The sequence below is a fragment of the Actinoplanes sp. URMC 104 genome, from assembly GCF_051386375.1.
Lineage (GTDB): Bacteria > Actinomycetota > Actinomycetes > Mycobacteriales > Micromonosporaceae > Actinoplanes.
In genome coordinates, this window is record NZ_JBPQTO010000011.1 from 1,101,776 (window position 1) to 1,122,807 (window position 21,032).

14 protein-coding genes are annotated in these 21,032 nt (G+C 73.0%); 3 read left to right on the forward strand and 11 right to left on the reverse strand.

Translation table 11 applies throughout. The features are described from left to right. Positions 1-76: 76 nt before the first annotated feature. The 4 genes from ACSNN8_RS30910 to ACSNN8_RS30925 form a co-directional block, all read right to left on the reverse strand. Positions 77-913 carry a DUF2382 domain-containing protein gene (locus tag ACSNN8_RS30910; protein WP_436653497.1) on the reverse strand — a complete coding sequence of 279 codons (837 nt, stop codon included), beginning with the start codon at positions 911-913 and terminating at the stop codon, positions 77-79. Positions 914-970: 57 nt separating this feature from the next. Next, on the reverse strand, positions 971-1,654 hold the full coding sequence (locus ACSNN8_RS30915; protein WP_436653498.1) for a hypothetical protein: 684 nt from the start codon (positions 1,652-1,654) through the stop codon (positions 971-973). 88 nt (positions 1,655-1,742) lie between these two features. Continuing rightward, complete coding sequence (locus tag ACSNN8_RS30920) at positions 1,743-2,483, reverse strand: TetR/AcrR family transcriptional regulator (RefSeq protein ID WP_436653499.1); 741 nt, start codon at positions 2,481-2,483, stop codon at positions 1,743-1,745. 142 nt (positions 2,484-2,625) lie between these two features. Beyond that, positions 2,626-4,095: a family 43 glycosylhydrolase gene (locus ACSNN8_RS30925; RefSeq protein ID WP_436653500.1), complete on the reverse strand. Its 1,470-nt coding sequence runs from the start codon at positions 4,093-4,095 to the stop codon at positions 2,626-2,628. Positions 4,096-4,261: 166 nt separating this feature from the next. Between ACSNN8_RS30925 and ACSNN8_RS30930 the strand changes: the two genes are divergently transcribed. After that, a complete protein-coding gene (locus ACSNN8_RS30930) occupies positions 4,262-4,981 on the forward strand; it encodes a GDSL-type esterase/lipase family protein (protein ID WP_436653501.1) in 720 nt (239 codons plus the stop codon). 7 nt (positions 4,982-4,988) lie between these two features. Here ACSNN8_RS30930 and ACSNN8_RS30935 read toward each other — a convergent pair whose 3' ends face one another. The 5 genes from ACSNN8_RS30935 to ACSNN8_RS30955 are packed head-to-tail and all read right to left on the reverse strand — an operon-like array spanning position 4,989 to position 13,681. Beyond that, positions 4,989-7,724 carry an alpha-amylase family glycosyl hydrolase gene (locus ACSNN8_RS30935; protein WP_436653502.1) on the reverse strand — a complete coding sequence of 912 codons (2,736 nt, stop codon included), beginning with the start codon at positions 7,722-7,724 and terminating at the stop codon, positions 4,989-4,991. Positions 7,725-7,736: 12 nt separating this feature from the next. Beyond that, complete coding sequence (locus tag ACSNN8_RS30940; RefSeq protein WP_436653503.1) at positions 7,737-10,022, reverse strand: TIM-barrel domain-containing protein; 2,286 nt, start codon at positions 10,020-10,022, stop codon at positions 7,737-7,739. Continuing rightward, positions 10,022-10,870 carry a sugar ABC transporter permease gene (locus ACSNN8_RS30945; RefSeq protein ID WP_436653504.1) on the reverse strand — a complete coding sequence of 283 codons (849 nt, stop codon included), beginning with the start codon at positions 10,868-10,870 and terminating at the stop codon, positions 10,022-10,024. The genes ACSNN8_RS30940 and ACSNN8_RS30945 overlap by 1 nt, the downstream gene beginning before the upstream one ends. Position 10,871: 1 nt before the next feature. Then, entirely contained in the window at positions 10,872-12,401 is a 1,530-nt protein-coding gene (locus tag ACSNN8_RS30950; RefSeq protein WP_436653505.1) for an ABC transporter permease subunit, read from the reverse strand. Next, positions 12,398-13,681: a sugar ABC transporter substrate-binding protein gene (locus ACSNN8_RS30955; protein ID WP_436653506.1), complete on the reverse strand. Its 1,284-nt coding sequence runs from the start codon at positions 13,679-13,681 to the stop codon at positions 12,398-12,400. Before ACSNN8_RS30955 ends, ACSNN8_RS30950 begins: the two co-directional genes overlap by 4 nt. A gap of 139 nt (positions 13,682-13,820) precedes the next feature. Here ACSNN8_RS30955 and ACSNN8_RS30960 point away from each other — a divergent pair, with 139 nt between their 5' ends. Further along, the gene (locus ACSNN8_RS30960; RefSeq protein WP_436653507.1) at positions 13,821-14,837 is read left to right on the forward strand and encodes a LacI family DNA-binding transcriptional regulator; all 1,017 of its coding nucleotides are present in this window, start codon (positions 13,821-13,823) and stop codon (positions 14,835-14,837) included. Positions 14,838-14,916: 79 nt separating this feature from the next. Here the strand turns inward: ACSNN8_RS30960 and ACSNN8_RS30965 are convergent, their stop codons facing one another. Further along, the gene (locus tag ACSNN8_RS30965; RefSeq protein WP_436653508.1) at positions 14,917-16,104 is read right to left on the reverse strand and encodes a CDP-glycerol glycerophosphotransferase family protein; all 1,188 of its coding nucleotides are present in this window, start codon (positions 16,102-16,104) and stop codon (positions 14,917-14,919) included. An 86-nt stretch (positions 16,105-16,190) separates the two neighbouring features. Here ACSNN8_RS30965 and ACSNN8_RS30970 point away from each other — a divergent pair, with 86 nt between their 5' ends. Next, positions 16,191-19,187, forward strand: a complete 2,997-nt coding sequence (locus ACSNN8_RS30970; protein WP_436653509.1) for a glycoside hydrolase family 2 TIM barrel-domain containing protein — start codon at positions 16,191-16,193, stop codon at positions 19,185-19,187. A 402-nt stretch (positions 19,188-19,589) separates the two neighbouring features. On the opposite strand, the gene ACSNN8_RS30975 is transcribed toward ACSNN8_RS30970, so the two are convergent. Beyond that, positions 19,590-20,978 carry an SGNH/GDSL hydrolase family protein gene (locus tag ACSNN8_RS30975; RefSeq protein WP_436653510.1) on the reverse strand — a complete coding sequence of 463 codons (1,389 nt, stop codon included), beginning with the start codon at positions 20,976-20,978 and terminating at the stop codon, positions 19,590-19,592. Between the last annotated feature and the right edge of the window lie 54 nt (positions 20,979-21,032).

A 21,032-nucleotide genomic window follows, 5' to 3' on the forward strand; every position in this document is an offset into this window, starting at 1 on the left:
GGTCAGCGTAGAGCGGACAGCGCGCCCGCCGGGGTCGTTTGGCGTACACGACACCGGCGGGCGGGCGAAGCTCAGGTCAGCGCTTGCGGCGCTCGGTGCCGTCCACGCCGTCGAACTCGATCTGCTCCTTGCGGACCTCGCCGCCGACGGTCTCCTCGTCGGTGACGGTCTCCTTGTTGAGCCGCACCCGCTCGACCGGGACGGCCTCGGTCTCGACGACCGGCCGCTCGGCGTGCAGCGTGACCTCGTGCTCCTCTTCCGAGATGTCCGGGCCGTCGAGCGCCGCGCCGACGTTGGCGTCGGTGATCGGCTCGCGCTCGATGGTCGCCTCCTCGCGGGTGACGGGGACGCTGACCTGCTGCTGCTCGGTGACGACGTACTTGCGCAGCCGGGCCGTGCCGGCCTGCTCGGTGCGGGTGCCGGCGACCAGGCGCTCCTCCGAGCGGGTCATCGCGTCGTCGGTGTTCGGGCCCGAGGTGTCGCCGCGGTCGTCGTCGCCGCGGACGCCGGTGGCGCGGGTCCCGGTGGAGGTGCCGGTGGTGCGCGTCTCGTCGGTGTAGGTGCCGGCCGTACGGGTCTCGTCGGTGTAGCTGCCGCCGCCGGAGGACAGGCCGTAGTACGTGTAGAGCTCCTCCTCCTGCGCGGGGCTCAGGTCACCGTCGACGTCGATGCGCGGAGCGTCCTTGACCTGCTCCTTGCTGTACTGCACCTCGACGCGGTCGCCGGCCAGCTTGGCGTCCTGCAGCGGGACGAACGACTCCTTGGTGCCGAACAGGCCGGTCTTCACCGATACCCACTCCGGGTTGCCGGTGGTGTTGTCGAGGTAGACCTGTCCGGCGGATCCGATCTTGTCGCCGCCCGTGGTGTAGACGGTGGAGCCGAAGATCTGCTGAATGTCGTTCTGGGAGATCATGGTGAACCTTTCCCTGAGGGATCCGCCCGGTTGTGCCGGGCATCGGTACGAAATACGTCAGTGGCCGAGGCCGGCCTTGTCGACCTTGCGGTGGAAGCGCATTCCGGCGAGCCCGCCGAGAATGGCGCCGATCAGCGCGGCCACCACCGCGATGACGATCGCGATGATCGCGCCGGTGGTCACGTCGCCGCCGCCGACGGGAAGCCGGGGAAACCCGCCGACGCGATCGAGGATGTCGAATTTCTCGCCCGCCACGGCACCGGCGACGGCGACCAGCACGGCGATCACGATCGCCCACACCCACACCGCGATTCCCTGCTTGACGCCGTCGAAACGCGCCATCCGCCCGGCGACGTAGCCACCGCAGAAATACGCGATGAGCAGCACCGCGAGCAGCAGGATGCCGCCGAGGACGCTGATCTTTCCCACCTCCTGCGACGCCTGGCCCTGCACGTCGGAGGCGGTCGTGCCGGTCGACACGCCGACCGCGGCCCCGGCGGCCAGCAGAACGGCGGTGAGGATCACGGCGGTGCCGGTGGCGGTCAGCCAGCCGAAAAAGGCCGACCCCCATTTGATGCCGCCGTAGCGATCCTTTTCCCGCGCCACGACGGATTGCCGGTCGGAAAGCGCCGAGGTGGCGCCGCGACCGTCCTTTGTGGTCTTTTCTTGATCGGGTGAGCCGTCTTCGGGGTGCCAGGCGCGAGCGCCTGACGGGGACGAGGAATCGGGGGGCGACGTCATGATTACTCCGGGCTGCCGAAAGCCGCGGTGCGCGGCTACACCCTCGAACTTGCCCCCGCGTTTACACGGTAAACGCCTGTCCCGGGAATCACTCGTGATCGGTCGCGCGGCGCAGGCGGCTGCGGGGCGGCAGCAACAGCGCCACCCGGTCGAGCAGCGCCTCGAGGGCCTCCTCGAAGTCCTGGGCCGCGACGTCCTGCGCCAGGTGCGGCTCCATCCGGCGCACGATCGGGTACGCGCTGAGGTCGCCCACCGGCGAGACGTCGGGCTCCTCGACCGGACCCGTCTCGACGCCGTGGGCCGACACCTCGAGCAGCAGGTGGCCGAGCAGGAAGCTGCTGAACGCCCGGTACGCCGCGGCGGCGGCCTCGTCGCTGAACCCCGCCGACGTCATGACGTGCAGCATCGACTCGATCCACCGCAGGCTGCGCAGCGGCGGCCGGATCCACGGCGCGGCCGGCGGGCGCGTGGCCACCAGCGGGAAGACCTCGGGATGCGCCAGCGCGATGCGGCGCAGCCCGTGCGCGAGGCGCTGCAGATAGTCGACCCAGCCGGCGTGGGCCTCCAGATGCACGTCCGGGTCGCCGAACAGCTCGTCGACGACGGTCTCCACGACGCCGTCGAGCAGGGCCTCGCGGCCGGGCACGTGCCGGTAGAGCGCCATGGCCTCGACGTCCAGATAGGCGCCCAGCCGGCGCATGGTCAGCTCACGCAGCCCGTGCTCGTCGATGAACCGCACCGCGGCCTCGAGGATGCGCCGCTGATCGAGCGCCGCCCGGCCGGTCGTGGGGGCGCCCGCGCGGGCCTCCCGGGTGTCCTCTTCGGTCATCGCTTCTCCGCCGCGCCGCAGGTCGGTCCGAACGCGACGATTCTGGCACGCCCGTCCACCGCGGAACGGCCGCCCGGGGCGCGCCCACGCCCGCGGCCGGCAGCGGACCACGCGCGCGTCACCTCGTCGGGCACGCCCGGGCCTATTCGCCGGACGGCGCGGTCAGGGACGTGCCGAGACGCACCGGCGTGCCGAAGTTCGGCGTGCCGTCGGCGTTCCAGGTGAACTTCTGCGCGCGGGTCGAGCGGTTCATGTCGCAGCCCCCGCCCGCGGAGTCGTTCGCGTGGTAGACAATCCAGTCCTCCGTACCGTCGGGGCTGGAGAAGAAGCCGTTGTGCCCCGGGGCGAAGACACCGTTGGCGTCGTTGCGCTGGAAGACGGGGTCGGGGCTCTTGGTCCAGTGCGCCGGGTTCATCGGGTCCGCGCCGGTCAGCGTGAGCAGGCCGAGCTTGTAGTCGGGGCCCCAGCACGCCGAGGCGGAGTAGACGACCATGACCTTGCCGTCGTGGTAGAGCGGCTCGGGGCCCTCGTTGACCGCCCCCGTCTGCCGCTCCCAGGCCAGGGTGGGCGAGCTGAGCCGCACGCGCGAGCCGCTGAGCGTCCACGGGTTGCTCAGCCTCTGGATGAAGTTGCTCTGCCCGGCGCCGTCACCGCCGTACGTGCCCATCAGGTACAGGTTGCTGCCGACCCTCAGGACGCTCGCGTCGAGCTGCCAGTCGCTGCCGAGGTCGGCCTTGAAGGCGTACGGGCCCATCGGGTCGGAGCCGGAGCTCTCGAGCACGTGCAGCCGCTGCGTCGGGTTGTAGTCGGCGACGTTCTGCCCGGCCACGTAGTAGAGGTACCAGCGGCCGTTGATCAGGTGGAACTCCGGCGCCCACATGTTGCAGCAACCTCCTGTGCGCCCCGCAAGGTTGAACACCACCTGGTCGGCGGCCGACGCGAGCCCGGCCAGCGTGGCCGACCGGCGCATCGTGATCGTCGAGTTCCACGTCGTGGTGGCCAGGTAGTAGAAGCCGTTGTGGTACTGCAGCCACGGGTCCGGGCCGTTGCGCTTGATCGGGTTCGTGAACGTGCGGGCCGCGCCGCCGAGCGCGACCAGCTGCCACTGCTGGTTGGCGCCGTCGAGGTCCCGATACTGCGACACCTTCGCGCCGTCGGCCGTGGACCACTCCCACACGTCGAGGGCCTTGCCGCTGTTGCGGTTGATCAGCCGGACCAGCCCGCCCGCCGAGTCCGCGAGCCGGAACTGCTGCCGCGCGTCGTTGCGGTCCGCGTTCTGCACGAGCTGCACGCCGTCCGCGGTGGTCGGCAGGTCCAGCACCTTGCCGCTGTGCACCGACTGCAGCCGGTACCAGCCGCCGCCCGAGTCCAGGAACCGCCACTGCTGCCAGGCGCCGTCGTTGCGGGTGTACTGGTTGATCGCCGCCCCGTCCGCGGTGGCCAGGTCGTAGACGTCGAGGGCCTTGCCGCTGTTGCGGTTGACCAGCACGTACGGCACCCCGGGCGTCACCGTGGCGGCTGACGCCTCGCTCGTCACGGCCGCCGCCCCGACCGCCGCGAGCACCAGGACCACCCCGCTCGTCAGGGCCGCACGAAGCCTGCCGATACGCATGAGCGCTCCTCGTGGTCGAAACGGCCCGCCGGCCACCATTCCATCGCGTTTCGTCGATGTTAACGTTCACTGCCTTTGTCAACGACGGATTCGCGATTGTCTGGTGCTTCGGCCGCCGGCGCGGTCGGCTGGTTAACCGCGCGGAGGCAGGGGAAGACGAGGGCCCGTGACGCTGCTCTACGTCGCCCTCGGCGACTCCATGTCCATCGACGTCTACGCCGGCGGGGCCGGGCGAGGGGCGGCGAGCCTGCTGCACCGCAACCGGGACGCCGACTTCCCGGACTGGGCGGGCCGGGACCTCGCCTCGCACGGCTACGACAAACTGGACCTCACCGCCGACGGGGCCACCACCGTCAGCGTGCTGGAGCGGCAGCTGCCGCGCCTCGACCGGCGTGCCGACCTGGTGACGATCAGCATCGGCGGCAACGACCTGATGGGCGCCTACGGGGACGCGAGCGCGGCCCGGGCCGTGATCCGGGCGGTCGCCGACCGGGGCGAGCGGATCCTGGGCCGGCTCACCGCGGGCGGCGAAGCGCCGCGCATCGTGGTGACCACCGTGTACGACCCGAGCGACGGCACCGGGGCCGTGCCGGGGCACGTGCTGCCGCCCTGGCCCGACGGGCCGCGGGCGGTGAGCGCGCTCAACGAGGCCCTCACCGCGCTCGCCGGGCGGCACGGTGCCCGGGTCGCCGACGTGCACGCCCGCTTCCTGGGGCACGGCGCGCACGCCGGGGATCCGGGGCAGCCGCATCCCCGGCCCGCGAACCGGGATCTGTGGTTCTGCGGCGTCATCGAGCCGAACGCCTGGGGCGCCCACGAGATCCGCCGCGCGTGGTGGGAGACCGCGGGCGCGGCCGGGTGGCTGCCCGGCCGCGCCCGGGGGTGACCCGCGGTCAGCCGCCGGCCGGTGGGGTGGTGTGGACGGTGGGGTCGCCCTGTTCGATCCACACCTGGGGATGGTCGATCGGGGTGAACGATCGGTCGCCGCCGGGCTCACGGGTGGTGGGGACCGTGTCGCCGTTGGGCTGGTGGAGGATGAAGTTGACCGGACGGGTGTCGTCGGCCAGCGGGATCTCGAAGACGGCCCACCCGTTCTCGATGCGGGCCGGAGGAAGCGGGCGGTCCCAGGCGATCCGCGCCAGCACGGCGGGATCGACGGCGTCGCCCCACAGGTGCAGGCCCCAGCCGTCGTAGTCGCCGGCCGGGCGGTGATAGCGCAGCGTCGCGACCTGCAGCGGCGGCCCGGCGTAGCGGACGGTCCGCACGGCGCTGACGGTGCGCGGCTGGAGGAGGACGGCGCGGTAGCGCACCTCGGTGCCGGCCGCCAGATTGAGCGCGGCGAGGTCGTCGAAGGCGGTGTACGCGGGCGACGACGAGTCGGTGCCGATCGGCGTCCACGCGCCGCCGGCGATGCTGCGCTCGAGGCGGACGACGTGCGAGGCGCGTTCCGGGTCGGCGACCGCGCGCACCTCGACCGTGCCGCGGACGTTGCTGCCCTCGGCGGGCGCCTCCAGCGTGAGCGTGGGGGCGGGCACGCGGGCGGAACGCGTACGGCTGGAGGCGGTGTGGCCGGCGTTGTCGAGCACCACGGCCCGGTACTCGACCTCGGCACCCGCGCGCAGGCCCGACACGTCGTGGAAGACGCGGTACGGCGCGTTGTCGTCGGTGCCGATCGGCATCCAGTTGCCGCCCCGGACCTTCGCGTAGAAGGTCACCTCGTAGAACGAGGACCCGGCCACGTCGGCGGACACCTGCATGCGCGAGCCGGTCGGCGCCGGCGCGGCGAGCGACACCGCGGGAGCGGCCGGGGAGGCGGGAATCCGGCCGGCGGAGCCCAGCACGACGGTGGACAGCGGCGGCACGGTCACCGTCAGCTTGCCGTCGGCGCCCGCGACGGCGCGCGGGCCCGAGCCGTACACCACGGTGAACGGCTGCCCGGCCGCGTAGGTGGGGATCGCCACCGTGCGCGCCTGCTCGCTGTTGTTCAGCGCGACGACGTACTCCTTCTGCTGCCGCCGGTCGATGCGGGAGAACGCGTAGACGCCGGCCTGCGCGTCGGCGTACCGGTGCTGGTGGGCGCCGTCGCGCAGCGCGGGGTGCTTGCCGACCACGGCGGCCAGGTCGCCGATCGCCCGGTAGAGCGGGTGCGTGGCGACGAAGTTGTCCTGCGCGTGGGTCGCGGCGGTGCCGAGCAGGTCGTCGTCGAGGTACTCGGGCACGCGGCTGGCGAACATGGTCTGCCGGGCGTCCTGGTCGCCGCCGGGGCCGGTGAAGCCCTGCTCGTCGCCGTAGTAGATCACCGGGTTGCCGCGCGAGAAGTACATCAGCTCGTGGGCGAGCCGGTCGCGGGCCAGCCACTCGGCGTCGCCGGCGCCGGGGTTGTCGGCCTGCACGAACGAGCCGATGCGGCCCATGTCGTGGTTCCCGAGGAACGTCGGCAGCTGATAGACGTTGGAGTCGGCGTCGGTGTACCAGTCGTCGCCGGCGAAGAACTCGCCCAGCGCGGCGGCGGGCTGCCCGCGCGAGGCGAAGTTGCGCGCCGCGTCCTGGAACGGGAAGTCGAGCACCGCCTGCATGCGGTCGCGGGTGGTGAACGTCGAGGTGAACGGACGGCTGGTGTCGAAGACCTCGCCGAACATGAAGAACTCGCGCTTGCCGTGCGCGCGGGCGAAGCTGAGCACCCGCGGCCCGAACTTCTGCCAGAACTCGTCGTTGACGTGCTTCATCGTGTCGATCCGGAAGCCGTCGATGCCGAAGTCGGCGATCCACTTCTCGTAGATGTCGATCATGCCGTCGACGACGCGGGGGTGCTCGGTGAACAGGTCGTCGAGGCCGAAGAAGTCGCCGTACAGCGAGTTCTCGCCGGTGAACGTCGTGTCGCCGCGGTTGTGGTAGAGCGTGACGTCGTTGAGCCAGGCCGGCACCTTGAGGTTCTGCTCGGCCGGGTCGAGGACGGGGACGTACGGGAACGAGGTCGCGGGATCGAGCCGGGGGAAGGTGTTCGTGCCGGCGTAGTCGCGGTCGTCGAACGGGCGGCCGGTGGCGTCGCGGTAGGGCCGGACGTCCTTCGAGACGTACGGCTGCCGCGCGCCCGAGGCGTAGCCGATCACGTCGGCGGTGTGGTTGGTGATGATGTCGAAGTAGACCTTCATCCCGCGCTTGTGCGCGGCGTCGACCAGCGTGCGCAGCTCCTCGTTGGTGCCCAGGTGCGGGTCGATGCGGGTGAAGTCGGTGATCCAGTAGCCGTGGTAGCCGGCCGACGGGCCGTCCTCGAGCTGCACCGCCTTGTTCTTGAAGCTGGGCGTCAGCCAGATCGAGGTGGTGCCCAGCCCCTGGATGTAGTCGAGGCGGCGCTGGAGCCCGGCGAGGTCGCCGCCGTTGTAGAAGCCCTTGCGGGTGGGGTCGAAGCCGGACACGAGCGGGTCGGCGCCGAGCCCGCCGGTGTCGTTGGCGGTGCTGCCGTTGTCGAAGCGGTCGGCCATGACGAAGTAGAAGTTCTCGTCGGTGACCGGCGCGCGCAGCGAGTGCCGCGCGGGCAGGCCGGAGGAGCCCGCGTTCGCCGGGGCGCTGAACGCCCCGGCCGCGAGCACGGTGGCCACCGCGGCGGCGACACCGGATCGGATGCGCATCGGACCTCCAGGTCAATCGGTGGTTGCCAGCAGGATCTCCCCGACGGCGGTGGCCAGCGGCTCGTCCAGGTCCAGGGCCTGCAGAGTGGACAGGCGGACCGCCAGCGAGCGCTGGGCCGTCGCGGCGTCGAGCACGAGGGTCTTCGTCCGGTACTCGATCTGGGCCCGGTTGAGCAGCGTGAACAGCCGCCCGGCCACGTCGTTGCGGGCGAGGCGGGGCCGGGCGCCGACGCCGATCCGCAGGGTGGCCATGACCGGAACCCTATCGACGGTGATGGAAGTGCGGCTCTCCCCCGAACGGACCTCGCCGGGCACCGGTGCGCCGTCCACGCTCGCCACCGGGTCGCCGAGGAACCCCGGCAGCGTGACGGTCCAGGTCCGTACGCCCGTCGCGCCGCTCGCCGGCCCGATCTGCACGACGCCGTCCTGCTGGCGGAACCGCAGCGGCGTCCGGGCGTCGTCCTCGACCAGGTCGAACTCGCCGTCGGCGCCCACCACCACGAGCACCTCGAGGTGGGCCGGGTCGACGGGGTCGTTGCCGGGCACGGCCTGACCGTCCAGCGGCACGAGGGCGCCGGCGGCCGCGAGCACGGGGATCGTCTCGAGGTCGCGGTGCAGATAAAGCGTGCGGCCGCCCTCGTACACCAGGTCGGTCAGCACGTCGACCCACACGCCGTCGGGCAGCCACGCCCTGACGCGGCCCAGGCAGGTCCGCGGGTCGGCGGGCTCGGTGATCGCCGCGACGACCAGCTCGGTGCCGAACTGGTACTGGTTGGGCACCTCGTAGGCCGCGTCGCGGTCCGGCTCGCGGTGGTACATGGGCAGCACCAGCGGGAGCCCGCGGTGGTTCATGGTGTGCAGGTACGGCACGAGCCGGTGCCGCAGCCGCAGGAACGAGGTCATGATGTCGCGGGCGGGCTGCGGGAACGCCCACGGCTCCTTGGTCAGGAACGGGTCCTTCGCCGAGTGCAGCCGCATGATGGGCGAGAAGACGCCGAACTGGACCCAGCGGGTGGCGAGCTCGTCGTCGCGCACGCCGAAGAAGTGGCCGCCGATGTCGTGGCTCCACCACCCGTACCCGATGTTGGCGGCGGTCGCGGTGAAGTGCGGCTGGAACTCCAGCGACGCCCACGAGGCGACGGTGTCGCCCGAGAAGCCGACCGGATAGCGGTGGCTGCCCGGCCCGGCGTACCGGGAGAAGGTGATCCGCCCGTTGTCGTGGAAGTGATAGTGGTTAAGCATCCACAGCGGATCGATCCCGGCGACCCGCGAGTACGGCCCGGACTGCCAGTCGAGCCACCAGAAGTCGACGCCGTCGGCCTCGAGGCCGCGGTGCAGCACCTCGAAGTACGCCTTCAGAAAGCTGCGGTCGGTCACGTCGAACGCGATCGGGTCGCCGGACGCCGGGTCGCGGCCCAGCGCCGCGGCCATCGCCGGGTACGCCTGCTCGTACGAGCGGACCCCGTCGGCCGGGTGCACGTTGAGCGTGACCCGCAGGCCCTCGTCGTGCAGCCGCCCGAGGAACGCCCGGGGGTCGCCGAACAGCTCCCGGTTCCAGGTGTAGCCGGTCCAGCCGCTGCCGTGCTCGGGGCCGACGTCGACGAGGTGCCAGTCCATGTCGAGCACGGCCACCGAGAACGGCAGGCCCTCGCGCCGGAACCGGTCGAAGAGCTCGAGGTACGACTCGGCGGTGTAGCGGTGGTAGCGGCTCCACCAGTTGCCCAGCGCCCAGCGGGGCAGCACCGGCTGCGGGCCGGACACGGCGTAGAACGCCCGCAGCGCCTCGGCGTAGTCGTGGCCGTAGGCGAACACGTACAGGTCGGTGCGGCCCACGTTGTCCGCGGCGACCCAGCCGTCGTCGTCGAACAGCAGCGAGCGCGAGTCGTCGAGCACGGCGTAGCCGTCGCGCGACACGACGCCCGGCGCGAGCGGGATCGCGCCGTCGGCGTTGTCGAGCGTCCGGGCCGTGCCGCCGAGGGTCTGCGGCTCCTGCCCGAAGCGCCACACCGAGTGATACGTGGTGACGCCGCCGCGCACGGCCAGGCTCAGCCCGCTGGTGGTGAACGGGCCGCGGTCGTAGGTGAGCCGGAACCGGGCGGTCACGATCTCGAGGTGGCCGCCGGTGTCGAGCACGCGGAAGCCGGGCACGGGCAGCCGCCGGTTGAGCGCGAACGTGGACGCGCGGTCCTCGAAGACGCCGTCCTCGCTGTACTCCAGGCGCACCAGGCCGTCGGTGAGCACGGTGATGCGGTAGCGGTCGCCGGCGACCACGGCCGCCGGATCGGCCTCGGGGCGCATCAGTCCTTCACCGATCCCGCGGTGAGCCCGCCGACGATGTAGCGCTGCAGGAACAGGAACAGCAGCACCACCGGCAGCGCGGTCATCAGCGCACCGGCCGCGAAGACGCCGAGGTTGTTGGACCGGTCCGACTCGATGATGCCGTAGAGCCCGACGGCGAGGGTCTTGGCGCGGGTGTCGGTGAGGAAGATCGAGGCGAGCAGGAACTCGCCGATCGTGGCGACGAAGGCCAGCAGCCCGGTGACCGCCAGGATCGGGCGGGCCAGCGGCAGGACGATCCGGAAGAAGATCGTCGCGTGCCCGGCGCCGTCCACGACGGCCGCCTCGTCGAGCTGGCGCGGCACGGTGTCGAAGTAGCCCTTGAGCAGCCACACCTGGGCCAGCGCGCTGCCCATCAGCACGAGGCTGTAGCCCGCGATCGTGTTGAGCCCGAGCGCCGGGATCGCCTCGCCCAGCTCGGTGATCGCGGTGAACAGCGCGATCACCGCGAGGAACTGCGGGAACATCTGGATGAGCAGCAGCGTGAGCAGCCCGCCGCGGCGGCCGCGGAACCGGAACCGGGAGAAGGCGTACGCCGCGAGGGCGCTGCAGAAGACCTGCACTGCCGTCACGGCCACACACACCACCAGGGTGTTGAGCGACCAGCGCAGGAACGGCCGCGCCGGGTCGTCGAACAGCGCCCGGAAGTGCACGAGGCTGACCTCGCCCGGCACCACGCCGGTCGAGGCCACCGTGCCCAGCGGGTTGACGGCCGCCGAGACGACGTAGAGCACCGGGATCACGGCGAACGCGACGGCCACCAGCCCGCCGGCGTGACGCCAGCCGACCTCCCGCCACCAGCGCGACACGTCAGTACACCTCCTCGAGCCGGCGGGTGGCCCGGAACTGGGCCGCCGCCAGCACACCCGTGATGACGAAGAGCAGGGTGGCTATCGCGGACGCGAAGCCGAACTGCGCGCCGCCCGCGCCGAAGGCGAGCCGCACCGTGTAGCTGATGAGGATGTCGGTGGCGCCCGCGTCCGGGTTGTCGGGGGTGAACGGCCCGCCGTGGGTGAGCAGCTCGACGACGTTGTAGTTGTTGAAGTTGAACGCGAACGTCGCTACCAGGATCGGCGCCACGGCGACCAGCAGCAAGGGCAGCGTGATCCGGCGGAACGCGGTGGGGCCGCCCGCGCCGTCGATCGTCGCCGCCTCGCGCAGCTCGGCCGGGATCGCCTGCAGGGCCCCGGTGGCGACCAGGAACATGTACGGGAAACCGAGCCACGTGTTGAGCAGCAGCAGCGCGACCTTGGCCCAGAACGGGTCGCCGAGCCAGTCGACGCTCAGCCCGGTCAGCGAGTTGATCAGCCCGAACTCCCGGTTGTAGAACCCCGACCAGACCAGGATGCTGATGAAGCCGGGGATCGCGTACGGCAGCAGCAGCACCGAGCGGTACAGCTTCTGCCCGCGCACCCGCGGGTCGTTGAGCATCACCGCCAGGCCCAGCCCCACGGCGAAGGTCAGCACGACCGAGCCCGCGGCGAACCCGACCGTCCACCCGAAGATCCGCAGGAAGCCGCCGAGGATGCGCGGGTCGGTGAACGCGCGCCGGTAGTTGTCCCAGCCGACGCCGGCGCGCCACGACTGGTCCGCCAGCCGGGTGCCGTGCCCGTCCACGAAGTACTCGCGGTCGCCCTGCTCGCGGACGGTGTAGCGCACGCCGGTGCGGGTGTCGGTGATCGTGTCGGTGGCCCGGTCGTACGCCAGCACCGCCCGGCCCTCGAACGCCTCGCGCAGGCCCCGCAGGCGGATCGCGCCGTCGCCGGTGGGCACGCTGACCTCGCGCAGCCGCTGCGCCGCGGCGTTGACCTGGGCGGGGGTCAGGAACGTGTAGCCGGGCGCAGCGGTCACGTAGCCGCCGCTGACCGTCGCCCGGCCGGCGTCGAGCGGTTCCAGGCCGTCCTGCGTGCCCGCGTACGCCGCCCCGGTCGCGCGGTCGACCAGGAAGAACGTCCACGGGCCGGTGGCCGGGTCGCCCGTGGTCGCCACGGCCAGCGCGAACGTGCGCGAGTCCGGGGCCTGGACCACCGAGTTGCCCAGGATGCGGGCGATCGTCTGCTCCTTGGTGGTGCGGGTGCCGTCGCCGTAGTTGGTCGTGGACAGCTGCACGGTGGCGAGCACCGGCGCGACCGTGAACAGCAGGAGCAGCAGCGAGCCGGGCACGATGTACTTGGCCAGCAGCGCGCGCCGGGTGGCGTACGTGGCCAGCAGCACCGCCACGATCGCCCAGACGACGGTGAGGACGACGTGGTGCCCGCCCGCCACCAGGCCGGGGGTGAGCGCCGCCGCGGTGCCGGCCGTCGTCCCCAGGCAGAGCACCCGGACGGCGAGGACGATCACTTGGACCGGACCACGCTCTCGATCGTGCGGCCGGTCCTGCGCATCGTCGCGGCCGGGTCCGCGCCGCCGACGACGGCCGCGTACGCCTGGCCCAGCGGCGGCCACACGCCCGACATGAACGGGAAGTCCGGCAGCAGCGTCGCGTTGCGCGCGCCGGCGGCGAGCTTGCCCATGTCCGGATCCCTGGCCGACACGGCCCGCAGCACGTCGGTGCGCACCGGCGGGCGCGGGTCCTGCTCGTACATGGCCGTCATCGCCTCGGGCGTGTTCATGGTCTTGGTGACGAACTCCTCGGCGAAGGCAGGGTTCCGGGCGTTCGACATGGTCCAGAACGCCTGCACGCCGAGGAACGGGGCGGCCGGCCGGCCACCGCGGAACGGCGGGATCGGCGTGATGTCGTACGGGATCCCGGACTTGCGGATGTCGGCAAGCGCCCACGGCCCGGAAATCAGGTAGGCGGCGTCGCCCCCGGTGAACTGCGCGATCGCGTTGGTGCCGTCGACCGAGCGGGTCAGCACCCGGGAGCCCTTCTCCCCCAGCGCCGCGATCCGGCGGGCGGCCGCGATCGACTCGGGCGTGCCGATGCCGACGCGGGAGGCGTCGTACCGGCCGTCGGCGCCGACGGCGAACAGGCTGCCGCCGGCCGAGGTGAAGAACGGATGCATGTGGTACGCGTCGCCCTCCTGCCCGACCGGCAGGGCCAGCGCCCGCTTGACCGTTCCCCGTTTCACCGCGGCCCGGCCGGTCGCCACGAGGTCCTCGACGGTCGCCGGAGCCGCCGGAGCCGCCTTGGTGTTGCGGTAGAGCACGAGGTTCTCCATGCCGTACGGCAGCGCCCACACCTGGCCGTTGCGGCTCACCGAGTCGACGGCGCCCTTCTCGTACGCGGTGAGGTCCTCGGCGCGCAGCGACAGCGGGGTGACGGCGCCGTTCTGCAGCGCTCCGCCGAGGAAGTCGTTGGGCAGCGTCAGGATGTCGGGGCCGTTGCCGGCCGCGTTCGCCGTGATCGCGTTGGCGGCCAGGTCGGCGGCGATCACCTGCACCGCGACCTTGATGTTGTTCGCGCTGCCGAACCTCTCCGCGATCGGCCGCACCGCGCGGCTCGCCACGTCCGAGGTCCAGATCACCAGGTCGGCGTCCTCCCGGGCCGGGGCGCCACTGCCCGCGGTGGCCGGCGCGCTGCTCGCCGACGGGGGTGGCGGCTCGCCGCCGTCGTTGCTCGAACACGCGACGGCGGACAGCAGCGTGACGGTGGCGAGCAGGCTGAGGCGGCGTCTCATCGGGGCTCCTCCCCCTGGCGTAAACGCTTACGCAGACAGAGTGAGACCCGTCACTGCGCTTGTCAACGACGGATGTCTATCGCCTTGGACTCTGGAGCGCTGATTTACGTAAACGCTTACGTGTTCTACGGTGTCAGCCGTGGCGTTGAACATGGCCGATCTGGCGGAGCGCGCGGGCGTCTCGATCGCGACGGTGTCCCGCGCGCTGAGCGGCGCGCCCGGGGTGTCCGAGGAGACCCGGCGCCGCATCAAGAGCCTCGCGGAGGACCTGTCGTACACGGTCTCCCCCGACGCCGCCCGGCTGGCGCGCGGCTCCAACGGCCGCATCGCGGTGGTGACCCCCGACGTCGCGCACTGGTTCTACGCGTCCATGCTCGACGGCATCGTGACCGCGCTGCGCGGCACCGACCTCGACGTGCTGCTCTACGAGGTCAAGCAGGAGCGCGAGCGGCGGCGCTTCTTCGCGGAGCTGCCCGCCCGGCGGCAGGTGGACGCGCTCATCCTCATCGCGTTGCCGATCAGCGACGACGAGCGGCGGCGCCTCGACCTCATGGGCGTCACCGTCGTCATGGCCGGCGGGACGCTGCGCGACCACCCGCACGTGCGCATCGACGACGTCGCCGCCGCCCGCCAGGCCACCGCCCAGCTCGTGCGGGCCGGCCACGAGCGCATTGCGATGATCAATTCGACCGGCACCTGGAGCCTCGAGTACGCCGCCCCCGGCGCCCGCCTGCGCGGCTTCACCGCCGCGCTCGAGGAGGCCGGCCTGGACGTGCGCCCCGACTACGTCGTGCACCGCCGCTGGGGCAGCCACGGCGGCGTCGAGGGCATGAGCGAACTGCTCAGCCTCCCCGAGCCCCCCACCGCCGTCGTGACCTTCTCCGACGAGGTCGCGTTCGGCGCGCTGCGCACACTGCGCCGCGCCGGCCTGCCGGTCCCCCACGCGATGTCGGTCGTCGGCATCGACGACCACCACCTGGCCGACATGTTCGACCTGACCACGGTGCACCAGCCCGTGAAGCAGCAGGGCACCGTGGCGGGCGAGCTCGCGCACCGCATCCTGCAACGGGGCGAGGCCGACTCGCCGCACGTCACCCTGCCCACCCACATCGTCGTCCGCGGCACCACCGGCCCGGTCCCGGGTGCGCCCGGATGAGGCGCCGGCCGGCTGTCCGACAGGCCCGCCGGGGCTCTCACGACGTGACGCCCGAGTTCACGGCCCCGGCGCCGGGCAACTACCGGCTGCCGGCGGACGTGATCCTGGTGCCGGGCGACGTCCTCGCCGTCGAGGCTCTGTTGGTGATTGCCTGGGAGGTGGGCCGCGGGACGGCCCCGGCCGGGCGGTCGGCGAGGCCGGGCGGTCGCAGGAACCGGGCGGCGACCCGCTGCGCGGCGTGGCCGTCGTCGAGGTGGCAGTAGGTGCGGCGGAACCGGGCGTACGCCTCAGCGTGCCGGGCCCGCACGGCCGGCAGGTCGGCGAGCGCGTCGACGACCTCGGCGCTGGTGTGCAGCAGCGGTCCGGGCGCCTGCGCGGTGAAGTCGAAGTAGAAGCCGCGCAGCCGGTCGCGGTAGTCCGCGAGGTCGTAGGTGAAGAACAGCATCGGCTTGCCCGTGACGGCGAAGTCGAACATCGTCGACGAGTAGTCGGTCACCATCGCGTCGGCGGCCAGATAGAGGTGGCTCACCTCCGGATAGGCGGACACGTCGCGCACCCGCGGCCCGTCGATCGGCGGCAGCTCCGCCGTGACCAGGAAGTGGGTCCGCACGAGCAGGTAGTGGCCGGGGCCCAGCCGGCGGGTGAAGTCGTCCGGGTCCAGCTGCAGCGAGAAGTCCTGCCGGCCCTGCGCGTCGAGGACGTCGTCGCGCCACGTCGGGGTGTAGAGCACCACCGTCGCGTCGTCGGGGATGCCCAGCCCGCGACGCACCTCGGCGCGGATGTCGTCGCGGTGGGGGCCGAGCAGCACGTCGTTGCGCGGGTAACCGGTCTCGGCGACCTCGCCGGTGAAGCCGAACGCGCCGCGGAGCACCTCGGTGCTGGGCCGGTTGGGCGAGAGCAGGTGGTCCCACCGGCGTACGTCGCGGGTCAGGTCCGCCACCCGGCCGGGCGGGGCCCACAGCGAGTCGAAGTGGATGTGCTTGAGCGGCGTGCCGTGCCAGGTCTGCAGGTACGTCGCGCCGGGCGCCTTGGTCCACTCCAGCTCGATGTGGGTGCTCGCCACCACCACGTCGGCCGACTCGAGCTCCGCAATGGACTGACCGCTGCCGAACTCGACCGTCGCGGTGCCCGGCGGGAACTGGTGGCGGCGCCTCGGGGCGGCCAGCCAGACCTGCTCGGCGGGGTGGCCCGTGGCGACCAGATGCTCGTAGAGGGCGCGCGGACTGTCCGAATATCCGCCCCCCACGCTGTAGTGGACGACCTTCATCCGCTCCCCCTCCGGTCCGCAAGGGCTGCCCGCATACCCGACGCACGCCCGGTTAACCCCCGGGAAACGGCGGGTACGGTGCGCGGATGACGGCTCGATACTTCGAGGATCCCGGACCGGGCGAGGGCGTGTGCACGCCGCGGGCCGTTCCCGCCTCGGACGCGGCGCGGCTGCCCCTCGACGGCCCGTGGCGGTTCCGCCTGTCGCCCGCCGCGGACACGGCCGGCGACGGCTTCGCGCAGCCGGGCTTCGACGACGGGCAGTGGGATGAGCTCCCGGTGCCGGCTCACTGGCAACTGCACGGGTACGGCGCTCCGGCGTACACCAATGTGCGGTATCCGTTCCCGATCGATCCGCCGTACGTGCCCGACGAGAACCCGACCGGCGACTACCGCCGCACCTTCGAGCTGCCCGCGGACTGGCCCGCCGGAGCGGCCGTGGTGCGGTTCGAGGGGGTCGACTCGTGCTACCGGGTGTGGCTCAACGGCGTCGAGCTGGGTCACGCCAAGGGCAGCCGGCTGCCCGCGGAGTTCCCGGCCGGCGCGGCGCTGCGGCCGGGGCGCAACGTGCTCGCCGTGCGGGTGCACCAGTGGTCCGCGGGCAGCTACCTCGAGGACCAGGACATGTGGTGGCTGTCGGGCATCTTCCGGTCCGTCCGGTTGCAGGCGCGCCCGGCCGGCGGGCTCGCCGACGTGTTCGTGCACGCCGGCTACGACCACCGCACCGGCCGCGGCGAGCTGCGCGTCGAGACCCCGGCGCCGGCCCGGCTGACGATCGCCGAGCTCGGCCTGACGGACGTCGACGCAGCCGGCCCGCACGAGCTCGCCGGGGTGCGGCCGTGGTCGGCGGAGGACCCGGTGCTGTACCGGATGGAGGTGTCCACGCCCGGCGAGCGCGCGGAGCTGGCGGTCGGCTTCCGCACGGTCGCGCTCGAGGGCGGCCGGTGGACGGTCAACGGCGTGCCGGTCTCGCTGCGCGGGGTGAACCGGCACGAGTGGCACCCCGGCTCCGGGCGCGCGCTGACCGTCGCGACCATGCGCGAGGACCTGCTGCTGATGAAGCGGCACAACATCAACGCCGTCCGCACCAGCCACTACCCGCCCGCCCCGGAGTTCCTCGCGCTCTGCGACGAGCTGGGCCTGTGGGTGATCGACGAGTGCGACGTCGAGACGCACGGGTTCTCCGTGATCGGGTGGCGCGGCAACCCCGCCGACGACCCGCGGTGGCAACCGGCCTTTGTGGACCGGGCGCGGCGCATGGTGGAGCGCGACAAGAACCACCCCAGCGTGATCGCGTGGTCGCTGGGCAACGAGTCGGGCACCGGGCGCAACCTCACGGCGATGGCACGCTGGATCCGCGACCGCGACCCGAGCCGCATGATCCACTACGAGGGCGACCGGGAGAGCACCGACGCCGACTGCTACAGCCGCATGTACGCCGCCCCGGAGGAGGTCGCCGAGATCGGCCGGCGCCGCGAGCCGCCGCTGCCGGACCCCGAGGCCGACGCCCGCCGGCGCGCCCTGCCGTTCCTGCTCTGCGAGTACGCGCACGCGATGGGCAACGGCCCCGGCCGGCTCGCCGAGTACCAGGCGCTGTTCGACACGTATCCGCGGTGCCAGGGCGGGTTCGTGTGGGAGTGGATCGACCAGGCGATCCGCCGGCCGCGCCCGGACGGCGGCGGGGACTTCTTCGCGTACGGCGGGGACTTCGGCGAGCCGCTGCACGACGGCAACTTCATCGCCGACGGCCTGCTCTTCCCCGACCGCACCCCGTCGCCGGGGCTCGCGGAGCTCAAGAAGGTCTACGAGCCCGTACGGCTCAGCGTCGACCCGGCCGCGGCCACCGTCACCGTGGCGAACCGCTACGACGTCCGCGACACCGCCCACCTGCGGTGGGAGTGGCTCCTCGAGCACGAGGGCGCCACGGTGGCCGGCGGCGTCCTCACCGTGCCGGTCGTCGCCCCCGGCGCCACGGCCACGGTGCCCGTGCCCGCCGGCGCGGCGCCGGGCCCGGACGGCTGGCTCACCGTGCGGGCCGTCCTGGCCGCCGCCGAGCCGTGGGCCCCGCCCGGCCACGAGGTCGCCTGGGCGCAGGCCCCCTGGCCTGGGCCCCCGCCCGGCCCAGCTCACCTCGCCGGCCAGGCCCCCACCTCCGGCCCGGCCTTCGGAACCGGCCCGGCCGCGACCGCTGGGCCGGTTGTTGGAGCCGGGCCGACCGACCCGGCCGGCCGGGGTGTTCGCCGTCCTCGGGCGGGCGACGACGGGCTGGTGGAGCTCGGCCCCGGCCGCTTCGACCCGCGCACCGGGATGCTGGTGCGGCTGGCCGGGATGACTGTGACGGGACCTCGGCTGGACCTGTGGCGGGCGCCCACCGACAACGACGAACCGTCGCGCGGAGCGTCCGGGGTGGCCCGGGAGTGGCGCCGCACCGGGCTGCACCGGCTGCAGCATCGGCTGCTCGAGGCCGCGCCGGACGGGGACGCGTACGTCGTCCGGACCCGTGTCGCCCCCGCCGCCACGGATCTGGGCGTGCTCGCCACCTATCGGTGGACCGCGCGCGGCGACGGCCTCGCGGTGCACGTCACGACCGAGCCGGTCGGGCCGTGGACCGGGGTGCTGCCCCGCGTCGGGCTGCTGATGGCGCTGCCCGCCGCCCTGGACGAGGTGCAGTGGTTCGGCGGCGGGCCCGGGGAGGCGTACGCCGACAGCCGGCAGGCCGCGCGGATGGGCCGCTGGGCCGGGCGGGTCGCCGAGCTGCAGACCCCGTACGTCCGTCCGCAGGAGAACGGCAACCGGACCGCGGTGCGGTGGGCCCGCATCACCGGCCCCGACGGCGGCGGCGTCCGGATCGGCGGCGAGCCCACCTTCGAACTGACCGTGCGGCGCTGGACCAGCGCCGACCTCGACGCGGCCCGGCACCCGCACGACCTCCGGCCGCGGGACCGGCTGTATGTGAACACGGACCTGGCCCAGAACGGGCTGGGCTCGGCCTCGTGCGGCCCGGGCGTCGCGCCCGAGCACCAGCTCGCGGCCGACCGGAGCTACCACTTCGCCGTGACGCTCACCCCCGTCCCCGCACGGTGACGGCACTCGACCGACCAAGGCCACCGCTTCACGTGACGCCGACCGCGCTCACCGCGCGGTCACGGCAGCCGAGAGGCTAGGGCTCCCGCTTCACGTGACGCCCACCGCGCTCACCCGCGCGGTGACGGCAGCTGACCGGCCAGGGCTACCGCTTCGCCGTGACGCCCACCCGCGGTGGCGGCAGACGAGCAGCACGGCTACCGCCTCGCCTTGACGCACACCCCGCCACCGCGCGGTGATGGCACCCGGCCGACCCGGGTCGCCGCTTCACCGTTACGCCCACCCCGCGGCGACGGTAGCCGACGGGCGAGGGCTTCCGGCTCGCCGTCACGCTCACCCCCTCACCGCGCGGGGACGGCAGCCGACCGGCCGGACTAGCGCTTCGCCGCGACACTCACCCCGTCACCGCGCGGGGACGGCGGCCGGGCGGGTTGCGTCCAGGGCGAAGCGCTCCAGCTGGTCCACGTCGATCGCGCCGGCCATGGCGAGGAAGCCGGCCCGGTTGGGGTGCAGGTGGTCGCCGGGGCCGCCGACGCTGCTGTTGGTGTCGTAGGCCGGGCGCAGGCGGCCGGGGGCAGCGGGGTCCTCGGTCACGGCCGCGAAGTCGGCGACGCCGTCGAACTGGCCGCTCGTGCGGATGAAGGCGTTGATCGTCCGTCGCTTGGCGTCGGTCTGCGGGGTGCCGTACAGGCCGAACTCGGTGCCCGCGGAGGGCGTCAGCGTCGCGCCGATGATTTTGATGCCGCGCTCGTGGACCCGGCGGATGATCTCGCGGTAGCCGGCGATCACCTGCTCGGCGGTCGCGTTGCCGCCGCCCAGGTCGTTGATGCCCTCGAGCAGGATGACGACGCGCACGCCGGGGCGTGACAGCACGTCACGGTCGAGCCGGTCGAGGGCCGGCGGGCCGTCGCACGGGGTGCAGCCGCCGGGCGTGCGGCCGATCCGGGTGACCATGTTGCCGCCGATCGCCTCGGTGACCACGGAGATGTCGCCGCGCGGGGACGGGCGCGCGTCGAGCCGGCGCTGGAGCACGTCGGGCCAGCGGTCGTTGCCGTTGATCGTGGAGAAGAAGCCGTCGGTGATCGAGTCGCCGAACGCCACGACGGTCGCGGTGCGCGAGCGCAGCGCCTGCACCTCGGAGAGGAAGAACCACGAGGTGGTGGAGTGCGGGAACGCCGTCTCGCCGGGGTCGGCGGTGCGGTCGCCGGCGCCGGGGTCCGAGACGTACGAGGTGGTGAACGCGGCGGCGTGCCACGTCATCGGGCCGCTGGCGCCGGCCACGTGCAGGCTCACCGCGAGGCGCTGCGACCACGCATCGGTGATCTTCACGGAGACCGGGTCGCTGAGCGCCGTGCGGCCCGCCGGTACCGTGATCGAGCGCCGCCCGGCGAACGTCACTGGACGGTTGGTGCCCGGCGCCACCGTCGCGCCGATGGACTGCCGGCCCGCGTACACCCGCCCGAAGGTGACCGGCCTGGTGCCGTACTCGTTGGTCAACCGGATCCGCCAGCTCGTGCCGGTCACGCTCGGGTGCACGATCATCCGCAGGGTCTGGTCGCGTGCCTGGTTGTCGGGGAACGCCGCGGTGAGCAGCGGCGCCGTGTTGCCCGGTCCGGCCGGGCCGACGGGTCCGGGCTGGCCGACCGAGTAGCCGGCCGGATAGACGCCCTGCGCCGCGCCGGTCCACGCGCTCGTCCAGGCCCGGTCGTGGGCCTCGGCGGCGGCGACGGGCGCGAGCAGCACACACGCCGCGACGGCCAGGAAAGCTCTGCTGATTCGGGTGATGCGCATGTCGCTCCTCCCGCTGTCCATTGATGCCCATCGTTACCACCGGGGCGGGCGCCG